8 protein-coding genes and 2 pseudogenes are annotated in these 10457 nt (G+C 66.4%); all 10 read left to right on the plus strand.

Going from position 1 to position 10457, the window contains the following annotated elements; all coding sequences use genetic code 11:
* A pseudogene (locus AO057_RS10080) lies at positions 1-545 on the plus strand (hypothetical protein); the annotation flags it as partial.
* Positions 542-946, plus strand: a complete 405-nt coding sequence (locus tag AO057_RS10085; protein WP_057675507.1) for a hypothetical protein — start codon at positions 542-544, stop codon at positions 944-946. The pseudogene AO057_RS10080 and the gene AO057_RS10085, both read left to right, overlap by 4 nt.
* Positions 947-966: 20 nt before the next feature.
* Entirely contained in the window at positions 967-4440 is a 3474-nt protein-coding gene (locus AO057_RS10090; RefSeq protein ID WP_057675509.1) for a DUF6701 domain-containing protein, read from the plus strand.
* Positions 4441-4647: 207 nt separating this feature from the next.
* On the plus strand, positions 4648-5646 hold the full coding sequence (locus AO057_RS10095; protein ID WP_057675511.1) for a type IV pilus biogenesis protein PilM: 999 nt from the start codon (positions 4648-4650) through the stop codon (positions 5644-5646).
* Between the two features lie 18 nt (positions 5647-5664).
* Positions 5665-6336 (plus strand): PilN domain-containing protein, encoded by a 672-nt coding sequence (locus tag AO057_RS10100; protein ID WP_057675513.1) that lies wholly within the window; start codon positions 5665-5667, stop codon positions 6334-6336.
* Positions 6333-6959: a hypothetical protein gene (locus AO057_RS10105; protein WP_057675515.1), complete on the plus strand. Its 627-nt coding sequence runs from the start codon at positions 6333-6335 to the stop codon at positions 6957-6959. The genes AO057_RS10100 and AO057_RS10105 overlap by 4 nt, the downstream gene beginning before the upstream one ends.
* On the plus strand, positions 6956-7312 hold the full coding sequence (locus AO057_RS10110) for a hypothetical protein (protein ID WP_057675517.1): 357 nt from the start codon (positions 6956-6958) through the stop codon (positions 7310-7312). The genes AO057_RS10105 and AO057_RS10110 overlap by 4 nt, the downstream gene beginning before the upstream one ends.
* A 31-nt stretch (positions 7313-7343) precedes the next feature.
* Entirely contained in the window at positions 7344-9143 is a 1800-nt protein-coding gene (locus AO057_RS10115) for a secretin N-terminal domain-containing protein (RefSeq protein WP_205630016.1), read from the plus strand.
* Positions 9144-9146: 3 nt separating this feature from the next.
* Positions 9147-10046: an ExeA family protein gene (locus AO057_RS10120; protein ID WP_057675520.1), complete on the plus strand. Its 900-nt coding sequence runs from the start codon at positions 9147-9149 to the stop codon at positions 10044-10046.
* Positions 10043-10457: pseudogene (locus tag AO057_RS18090) on the plus strand (hypothetical protein); the annotation flags it as partial. The gene AO057_RS10120 and the pseudogene AO057_RS18090, both read left to right, overlap by 4 nt.

Here is a 10457-nt window from a genome sequence, read left to right on the forward strand (position 1 = left end):
GGGCCGACGTTGACACGACGGCCGGCCCGGGCGCGCAGACCAACAGCGTGCTGGACTTCGGCTCGGCCGATACCCGGTTCAACATGCTGGGCAACAACGCGGATCTGCCCGTAGACCAGCGGATCCAGGTGAATGACCTGATCGCGGTCTACAACCTGGGGATCACCGGGGCCGATGCCTATGCCGGTGACAACACCGCGACGGTCAGTGCCGTCACGACAGCCGCAGAATCGAACCTGACCATCAGCAGCAAACGTTTCCCGCTGGCCTCGGGGGGGCAGCGCTTCCACGTGATCCCGGGCAACGAACCGGTGGTGGCCTATGTCTGTTCGGCGGGCAACCTGCGTCGTACGAGCCGGGCTTTTGCCGCCGCTGCCTGCCCGGCGGGCGGCCCCATCCTGGCGCGCAATGTCAGTGCCTGCAATTTTGTCTACAACGGGTCTGATCTGCAGCGCAATGCGCTGGTCCAGTTGGCGATGGAGCTCACGGATAACGCGGAGACCGTGAGCCTGTACCACGAAGTCCATGTGAACAACACACCATGAAGCGCCTGCACGCCATCCAGCGCGGCTTCGCCGCCATCACTGCGGTCTTCCTGCTGGTCGTGCTGGCCGCGCTGGGCGCCTTCATGCTGACGTTCTCCAACACGCAGCAACTGACCTCGGCCCAGGACGTCCAGGGTTCGCGGGCCTACTGGGCGGCCCGTGCCGGGCTGGAATGGGGCGTGAGCCGGGTGATCGCCAGTTCAGTGGCCTGTCCTGCACCGCCAGCGCCCTTCGTCATCGAGGGTTTCACCGTTGTCATCAGCTGCGTGCGGCAGACGTACAACGAGAGCGGGGGCACGGTCACCATTTTCAGGCTGGGTGCCACGGCCTCGCAGGGCGGGGCGGTCGGTTCGGTTGGCTATGTCGAGCGCAGTGTCTCTGCGTCCGTGGAAATACCATGATTCAAAGCACATTCAGAACCTTGGCCAAGTGGCTGCTGGCGGGCTGCCTGTGCCTTCTTCCGGCCACTGGGGCCTGGGCCGCCGTCACCTACGTGTCTTCCTCGGTCGGATCGCTGTCGAATTCCAGCGTGAGTTCGGTCCAGATCAACAACCCGACAGGGCTGGTGGCCGGGGACCTGATGGTGGCATTTCTTGCACAAAACAACCCGGGCTCCCCCATCGTCAGTTCGGCGACCGGCTGGACCAATGTGCTGAGCCGGACCCATGCAGATGGGTCCACCGTCGGTACCTCGGTCTACTACCGTTTTGCCACAGCGGCCGACATCTCGAACGGCAGTTTCACCTTCTCCTTCACCAGCAGCCGACGCTCGGCGGGTGCCATCCTGGCGTTTCGCGGTGTTGATACCGTCACGCCCATCAATGCCAGCGGGTCCCAGGGAAACAATGCGTCCACCAGCCTGACCGCGCCCAGCATCACGACGGTGGATAACAACGCCATGCTGGTGTCGCTTTATGGCTTTGTGCAAGGCAGCAACTCGGCCACCCCGCCAGCGGGCATGACCGAGGCCTTCGATGCCGCCACCGGTGCCGGGCCCAATGGCGTGACCATCGAGGGCGCGTATGCCGTTCAGGCGGCAGTCGGCGCCACGGGGACCCGGGTGGCCACCGCGGCCGCGAGCTCGGTCAACATCGGCGTGCTGTTGGCGCTGTCCCCGGCCGCCACCACGCTGGCTGAGTACCGCTTTGACGAGTTGGCCTGGGGCGGCACAGCTGGTGAGGTGCTGGACAGTTCCGGCAATGGCTACAACGCGACCGGCTTTGCCGGGGCGACGACGACCGTCGGCTCTCCCGCCTACACCAGCGGCAGCCAGAACACCTGCCGCTACGGTTACTTCGACCACGTCGGCGTGACGCACAGTTATGTGCAACTGCCAGCCAGCCTGCCCAAGATGGATGGCAGCTATTCGGTCGCGGCCTGGATCCGGTCCCCGAGTCCCGGTGCCCAGCAGCAACGCATATTTGCCAACGACGACAACAACGATGGCTGGGGTCTCAGTCTGGCGGATGGCACTACCGGGGGCATCCGCCTGTTCAACCGCAATATCAATTTCACCAGCACATCGGGAGCGGGAGCCGGTTCCGGTGGCCTGATCCTGCAGACGCCCAATAACGTCATTGCCGCCAATACCTGGTATTACGTGGCAGCTACCGTCAACGCGGTGACCAGGCAGGCCCGGATCTACGTCTACGACACGGCAGGAAGCCAGCGGGCCCTGACGACGGGCACCTACACCGGGGCGTGGTGTGCTTCTGGCACGTGCACAGGCGCGACCGCCATCGGGGGCGAGACCTCGGCGTCCTCCGAAGGGCAGCAGGCCGGCTTCCATTTCCTGGGCCATATCGACGAGCCTCGCATCTACCAGGGGGCGCTGACCCAGGCCATGATCCAGTCCCTGCTGACCACGGTGCGTACTTGCCCGGTGGGTGCGCCCGATCACCTGCAGGTCGAATACCCGGGCGACGGGCTGACCTGCACCCCTTCGGCCGTGACCGTGAAGGCCTGCGCCAATGCCGACTGCAGCCTGCTCTACACGGGTGGCGGTGTCAGCGGTACCCTGAGCCCGGGCGGCGCGAGTTTTGCCATCGGCATCGCCGGGTTCACCACCTCCACGGTCAGCTCCACCACCAGCCCGGCCACCTTGTCGGCGACCTACACACCCGCGACGCCCAATGGCCTGACCTGCCTGAACACAGTGACCAATTCGACCAGCTGCGGCATGAATTTCAACAACGCCGGTTTTCTCTTTGCTGCCGCAGCCGACGGTATCGAGGCGACGATCCCGACGCAGGTGGCCGGCACGGCATCCGGCACCTACTACCTGCGCGCTGTGCGGACCGGCACGACCACCAGGGCCTGCGAGGCCGCCCTCACGGGGACGCAGTCCGTGAACCTGGGTTACCAGTGCAACAACCCGACCACCTGCAGCGGCTCCAACCTGATGAGCGTCAATGGGGGGGCGCCCACGGTCATCGCGCGCAATGATGATGGTGTGCTCAGCAACTCCATCGGGGTCAACCTGACGTTCGACATCAATGGCAACGCGCCGTTGACCCTGACATATGGCGATGTGGGGCAGGTGACCCTGCTGGCGAACAAGACCGTCGGCGGGGCCCCGCTGACCGGGGCGACCAACCCCTTTGTGGTGAAGCCCGGCGGTTTCGTGGTTTCCGACATCAAGCAGACGGCCAGCCCGCAGCTGGCCAACCCGGCCGCAGGTGGTGCGGCAGGCGCCCGCTTCGTGATGGCCGGTGAGAGCTTCACCGCGACCGTGACGGTCACCACTTCCGGTGGCGTAGCAACCCCGAACTACGGCCGCGAAACGCAGCCCGAGGGCGTGAACCTGGCAACTGCTCTGGTGCTGCCGGCCGGCGGCAGCAATGCGACGCTCACCAACGGGGTGATCGGGGGCAGCAGTTTCACCAGCGGCGTGGCCACCGTCACCAACCTGTCCTGGGGGGAGGTCGGCATCATGACGCTGACGCCTCGCGTGGGCGATGGCGATTACCTCGGAGCTGGCGACGTGGCCGGCACGACCACCGGCAATGTGGGCCGCTTCTATCCGGCAAAATTTGCCATCAGCGCTGCATCCCTGACGCCGGCCTGTGCGCCGGGGGCGCCGGCGACCTCTTTCACCTATTTCGGTGAAGACGGCTTCACGACCGCCTTCACCCTGACCGCCCAGAACCTGACGGGCGGGACCACCAGCAACTACCGGGACGCATTTGCCAAGCTCGATCTGGCCCTCTATGGCAGCTACGGTTTCTCGGCGGCGACGCTTCCAGCGGGCTCCAGTCTGAGCGGCAGCGCTACCGCGCCCAGCGGCAGCTGGACCAACGGCGAGGCGACGGTGGCGGCCAAACACCAGATCAGCCGGCCCACGGACCTGACCGCGCCGACATCGGCCGCGCTCACTGCTGCGCCCAACGATGGCGAAGTACCGGTTGCCAGCCCGGCCATGGCTCTGGGCAGTACCACGCTGCGATACGGCCGTTTGCAGCTCCTCAATGCCTATGGTTCGGAGCTGCTGGATTTGCCGTTGACGCTGCGGGCACAGTATTGGAACGGCAGTGCCTGGGGCATGAACAGCGATGACAGCTGCACGGCCATCTCGGCGCCCACTTCGGGCTCCGGCCTGACGTTCTATCCGGAAGTGGCGACGGGGGCCCCGGGCAATCACCTCAGTGCCGCGGAAACCACGGCGACGGTCAACGTGACCGGCAAGCTGGCCTCTGGCGACGCAGGGCTCAGGTTCTCCAAGCCGGGTTCAGGAAACAGCGGTTACGTGGACATCTCCATTCCCCTGGCGGCCCGGCCCTGGCTGCAGTTCCCTTGGGGCATCAGCGTGGTGAATCCGACCGGCCTCAACCCGACCGGACGTGCCACCTTCGGCATCTACAGAAGCCGCCTGATCTACAGTCGCGAAAATTACTGAGGTCGTTCAGACGAGCCGGCACTTGCCCGACGAATCCGTCAAATTGTTGGCAATTTGTCATGCCATTGAGAAACTAGCCTGTCTTAGCTATGAAATATGCAGCAAAATGGCTGTGTTTTCATTCACCCGGCAGCTTGCTTTGATGATTCTGGACGCTCACGTGCCCACGCCCGCAGTTGCGATTCCCTCGCCTTGGCGGAGGTGTCCTTGAAGCTGCCCTGGATCGGTCGTCGTTTGCGCCAGCGTGATGGTCTGGTGATCGCCTGGGATGGCCGGGCGCTGGCGTATGTGCAGGCGCGCCAGGAAAGCCCGGATGTGTTTCGCGTTGAGCGCTTCGGCGTTGAGCGTCGGGGCGATGACAGCGCCGAGGACTTTGCCAAGCGTCTGGCCGCCTTGGGGCTGAAGGGGCGGGGCGCGCAGGCGATGCTGCGGCCGTCTCAGTACCAGTTGTTGCAGATCGATGCTCCCGCGGTGCCACCCGAGGAGCTGCGCACGGCCGCACGCTGGCAGATCCGGGAAATGGTGAACGTCCATGTGGACGACCTGACACTCGATGTGCTCAAGGTCGGCGACGACCGGGTCCGCGCCACAGGAAGCCTCTTCGTGGTGGCTGCGGCCAATGCCGAGATCCGTTCCGTGATGCAGGCGGCCCTCGAGCTGCGCTGCGAAGTGGGCGTGATCGACATCCAGGACCTGGCGCAGCGCAACCTGCAGTCGGCGCTGGCCCGGCGACTTGGCGTCACCGATCGGGCGCATGCCGCCATCGTCATGGCCGATGACCGTCAGGCCCTGCTGACGATCTGCGCCTATGACGAACTTTTCTATACCCGTCGCATCGACCTGGACGAAGGTTTCATGCAGGCTGCCTGGGGTGCGGCGGGGGACGCTACCCCCGTGACCGAACTCACACTGGCTGAGCCTGGCCATGATGACGACCGCGTGCAACGCCTGGTGGTGGAGATCCAGCGCTCGCTGGATTTGTGGGACCGTACCTGGCCCATGCTGGTGCTGGACCGTATCACCGTGCAGGCGGGGGTACGCACGGAGGAGATGGCCCGCTGGCTGGGGCAGCAACTGGGGCAGGCCGTGCTGCCGCTGGATGTGTCGCCCCTGTTCCCCGGCTTCGAGGGCGGCAGCGATGCCGACCGTCAGCTGTGCTGGCCGTTGCTGGGTGTGCTGATGCGCAGCGAGAACCGCAAGCTCTGAGCGACAAGAAGAACCGCCATGCCCCAGCAAATCAATCTCTGCACGCCGATCTTCCTGACGCAGAAGCGTTACTTCTCGGCGCAGACCATGGCCAGCGCGCTGGGCGTGTTCGTGCTGCTTGGTGGCGTTCTTTCGGGCTACTGGACCTGGACCCTGAAGTCGCTCAGCGAAGGCTACCAGCAGTCGGTCAGCGCCAATCAGCGCGAGATCGCCCGGCTCCAGGCGGCCATCCGCCTCAACAAGGAAAATTCAGCGCCAGCCGATGCGGCACTGGTGCAGGAACTGCAGGCCCGCCAGGGCGAACTGGAGCGGCGTCAGGCGCTGCTGGCTGAACTCAAGCGCGGGCTGCTGCGCGATGGGCAGGGCCATGCGGCCCGGCTGCAACTGGTGGCGCGCAGCATCCCCCCACAGGCCTGGGTCACCACCATCAAGGCGGATGAGTTGAGCCTGGAACTTGGCGGTTACACGCTGGAGCCTGCGGCCTTGAACGGCTGGATGGAGCGACTGGCGCAGAGCCCGTTGCTGCAGGGCCAGCAACTGAGCGTGGTGAAGGTCGAGCGCGTGGCCACGGACGGCCGTGGTCCCGGCGCGGCCCCGGCGCCGGTGCTGGCGCGTGCTGCCGGCGTGCCGCTGTGGGCGTATACGCTGGTGACCGCCGCGGCGCCAGCGACCACGGGAGCCAAGCCATGAAGCGCTGGTGGGCCGTGATCGTGGCGCGCATCGATGCGCTGAGCCTGCGGGAGCGGGCCTTCCTGTTCGTCACGGTGCTGGTGCTGTGCATGCTGTTGGCGAATGTGCTCTGGCTCGCGCCTGTCCAGGCTGCCCACCAGCAGATCACGCAACGGTTTGCGGCGCAGGATGCAGAACTGCAGAGCCTGCGCGAAGAATTGAAGAACACCAGCGGCGAAACCGGCCCCGCCCGCCTGATGCGCGAGGAACTGGCGCAGGTTCGCGATCTGCTGGCTCAGGTGAACCAGGAGATCGCGGCCGCGCCGCGGGCTGAGGCAGACGATACGCCCCTGTCCAAGGTGCTGGTGCTTTTCCTGCGCCGTCACGAGGGACTGGTGCTGGTGCGCACCGCCACGCTGCCGCCCGATGCCCGCAGCGCCGAGGTGGCCACGGCGACCGGTGTCAAGGTGAAGCGCCAGGCCCTTGAGCTGACCGTGGCTGGCCCGTATGCCGAATTGACCCGCTATGTCCAGACGCTGGAGCGGGCCTTGCCGGCCTTGCGATGGGGGGCGATGAAGGTGAACAGCGAGCAGCAGCCGACCGAGTTGACGCTGCAGGTCTGGCTGGTCGGAGGTGGCACATGAAGGCCTGGCGTGCCTGGGGGGCGATGGCGTGGCTGGGTCTGCTGCTGGCCGGGGTGATGCCGCTGAACGCCCAGGCGCAGCGTGACCCGACGGTTCCCCCGCTGGGCAGCGGCGGTGGCAGCGGACCGGCGAAGCCGCGCGCCAGCCAGGGGGTCTGGCCCGTGATCGTGGTCGACGGACGCGCCCATGTCGCCGTCGGCACGCGTCTGTACGCCGAAGGACAGATGCTGGGCAAGGCCCGCATCGAACGCATCACCGAAACCGAAGTCTGGCTGCGTGAAGGGCGGGAACTGCGCAAGGTCCCGCTGTATGCCGGCGTTGTGCGCCGCAACGTACCGCCTGCGCAGCCCTGAGTTCACCTTTATGCATGAAAATGACAACATCATGATCGCAACGACGACCACCCGATTCCACCGACGGCACGCGATGCCCGGGCTGATCCCCGGCCTCGTCCTGTGCCTGGGGCTGCTGGCCGGTTGCGCCGAGCGGCCGCGCCGCACGCCTGACGTGGCCGAGGCGATCCGTGCTGAACTGGCACCGACGCCGGCCGTCGCGGCCAGTGGGGCGGTTCCTGCCCGCGTCAGCGATGCGCTGGCCGAGCCGGCGCCCCCGGCAGTTCCGGTACCGCCCGAGCCACGGCTGGACCTGCTGGTCAACAATGCCAACGCCCGCGAGGTTTTCCTGGCCCTGGTGGCCGAGACGCGCTACAGCATGCTGATGCACCCTGATGTGACGGGCAGCATCTCCGTCACCCTGCGCGGGGTGACCGTGAAGGAAGCGCTGGAGTCGATCCGTGATGTCTATGGCTACGACTTCCGCATGGAAGGGCGTCGGATCACCATCTACGCTCCCACGTTGCAGACACGCATCTTCACGATCAATTATCCGCATGCGCAGCGCATCGGACGCAGTGAGGTGCGGGTTTCCTCCGGTGCTGCGCCTTCCAACCCGGGTACCGCTGGCACCACGACGGCCACTTCCACGGCTGGAGCCCAGGGTGCCGGTGCCCAGAGCACCCAGCGCCAGGGTGAAAGCAGCCGCATTTCAACCAACTCGAGTTCCGATTTCTGGGCCGAACTGTCCGATGCCGTGCGTGGGCTGGTGGGCAAGGGCGAGGGGCGCAACGTGGTGATCAGCCCGCAGGCCGGCATCATGGCCGTGCGTGCCATGCCGGACGAACTGCGTCAGGTGGAGCGTTTCCTCAAGGCCACCCAGGTGGCGGTGGAACGCCAGGTCATGCTTGAGGCCAAGATCGTCGAGGTCGAATTGCGCGAAGGTCAGCAAAGCGGCATCAACTGGGGCGCTTTCGGTTCCGACAGCAATGGCACGGGCGTGATCGGTGTGCTGGGCAGCGGCGTGGCGACCTCCAACGCGCTGCTGTCATCGGGTTCGACCGCCTCGGGGGTGACGCCGGTACCGATTCCGTCGGTGGCTGCAGGCGGCGGCCTGTTCGGTCTGGCGCTCGCCACCAGCCAGTTCGCCGCCGTCCTGGGTTTCCTGGAGTCGCAGGGTGATGTGCAGACGCTCTCGAGCCCGCGTCTGGCCACGCTGAACAACCAGAAGGCCGTGCTCAAGGTGGGCGCGGACGATTATTTCGTGACCAACGTCACCGGTGGCACCACTACCAGCAGCGGTGTGGCTGGTGTGGCCGGCAGCACCACGCTGCCGACCCTGACGCTGACGCCGTTCTTCTCCGGCATTGCGCTGGACGTGACACCGCAGATCGACGACGGCAGCAGCATCATGCTGCACATCCATCCCTCGGTCACGACCGTGACCGAGAAGACCAAGGACGTGGACCTGGGCAGCGTGGGCCTGTACCGGCTGCCGTTGGCCTCCAGCAGCGTCAACGAGACCGACACCATGGTCCGCCTGCAGGATGGCAACATCGCCGCCATCGGCGGCCTGATGCAGTTGTCCTCGAGCCGCAGCGCTTCGGGTGTGCCGGGCTCGACGGCTGAGGGCAATCCCTTCGGTTTCCTGCTCGGCAACCGGGCCAGCAGCGCGCGCAAGAAGGAGCTGGTGGTCCTGATCAAGCCCACCATCATCCGTACGGCGCAGGACTGGGAGGCGCAGACAGAACGCTCGCGCGCCGCGCTGGAAGACATCGACGCCAGCCGCCGCCGCGTGATCAAGCTCGACGGCTCGGCGCAGGAGGCGCCCGCGAAACCCGCGGCAAGGTAAGTGATGTACCTGCGGCACTTTTCACTGCGTGAGCTGCCGTTCTCCATCACGCCCGATCCGGCTTTTTTCTATCCGCACGAAGGGGCGCAGGCTGCGCTCAACACGCTGTTGATCGCTTTGCGCAGCGGCGAGGGTTTCCTCAAGATCGTGGGCGAGGTCGGTTGCGGCAAGACCTTGTTGTGCCGTCAGCTGCTGCGCAACCTGCAGGACGAGTTCGTGACGGCCTATATCCCCAACCCGGACATGGGTCCTGACGACCTGCTCATGGCCCTGGCGCGGGAACTGGACATCGAACTCGTCCCGCCGCTCAGCCGGCACCAGGTGCTCTCCAGCCTGCAGGAGGGGTTGCTCAGGCATGCCGAGGCCGGGCGGCCGGTGCTGGTCTGCATCGACGAAGCGCAGGCCACGCGCATGGCCACCCTGGAGAGCCTGCGCCTGCTGTCGAACCTCGAGACCGAGAAGCGCAAGCTGCTGCAGATCGTGCTGTTCGGCCAGCCCGAGCTCGATGAGATTCTGGCGCGTCCGCAGATCCGCCAGCTGCTGCAGCGCATCACCTTCAGCGAGTATCTCGGCGGCATGCGGCCCGAACGCGTGGGGCCTTATCTGGCGCACCGGCTGGCGGTGGCGGCCGAGGACGGACTGACCGACATCCGGGTCTTCGAGCCGGCCGCTGCTGCCTCGTTGGCGCTGTACAGCCGCGGCGTGCCGCGGCTGGTCAATGTGCTGGCCCACAAGTGCCTGCTGCTTGCCTTTGGCGAGAATACCCACCGCGTGCTGGTCCGGCATGTCGAACTGGCCGCTGCCGACACGCCCGGTGTGCAGATGCCGCGGCCGCGCTGGTGGCGCAGGCTGCCGGGGCTGCGCCCGGTCCAGCGCAAATCGCAAGCAGGGGAAATGTCGTGAGCGTCATCAACAAGATGTTGCGTGATCTCGATGCCCGTCGGGCCGAGGGCGCAGCGCCGGGCCATCCACGCCAGGCCGGTCCGGCCGGGACACTGGGCACGGTCAGCGTACCGTCGTCTGCGCAGCGCCCGGCGGCGCGTCTGGGGCGCTGGCTGCTGCCGCTCTTGCTGCTGCTGGTCGCCAGCATCGCGGTGGCCTGGTATCTGGGGTTGGGCGCGACTTCCCCGCCACCAGCGGCACCGTTGGTGACGGTCATCGAAGCACCCGCCCTGGCGCCTGTGCCGTCGGCATCGGCTCCCGAGTCCGCTGCCAGTGCACCCGCAGAAACGCCGGAGGTCGCCGCCGAGGTTCGCCCGGCGGTCGAATCCGAGCCGCCAGTTTTGCGCAAGAAGAATCGGCAGGGGGGGGCGG

Source organism: Curvibacter sp. PAE-UM (assembly GCF_001432305.1).
Lineage (GTDB): Bacteria > Pseudomonadota > Gammaproteobacteria > Burkholderiales > Burkholderiaceae_C > Hylemonella.

Excerpts from the sequence above, each read along its gene's own strand:
- AO057_RS10085 (WP_057675507.1), top strand. The coding sequence starts at position 542 with ATGAAGCGCCTGCACGCCATCCAGCGCGGCTTCGCCGCCATCACTGCG.
- AO057_RS10115 (WP_205630016.1), top strand. The coding sequence starts at position 7,344 with ATGATCGCAACGACGACCACCCGATTCCACCGACGGCACGCGATGCCC.
- AO057_RS10110 (WP_057675517.1), top strand. The coding sequence starts at position 6,956 with ATGAAGGCCTGGCGTGCCTGGGGGGCGATGGCGTGGCTGGGTCTGCTG.
- AO057_RS10100 (WP_057675513.1), top strand. The coding sequence starts at position 5,665 with ATGCCCCAGCAAATCAATCTCTGCACGCCGATCTTCCTGACGCAGAAG.
- AO057_RS10105 (WP_057675515.1), top strand. The coding sequence starts at position 6,333 with ATGAAGCGCTGGTGGGCCGTGATCGTGGCGCGCATCGATGCGCTGAGC.
- AO057_RS10120 (WP_057675520.1), top strand. The coding sequence starts at position 9,147 with ATGTACCTGCGGCACTTTTCACTGCGTGAGCTGCCGTTCTCCATCACG.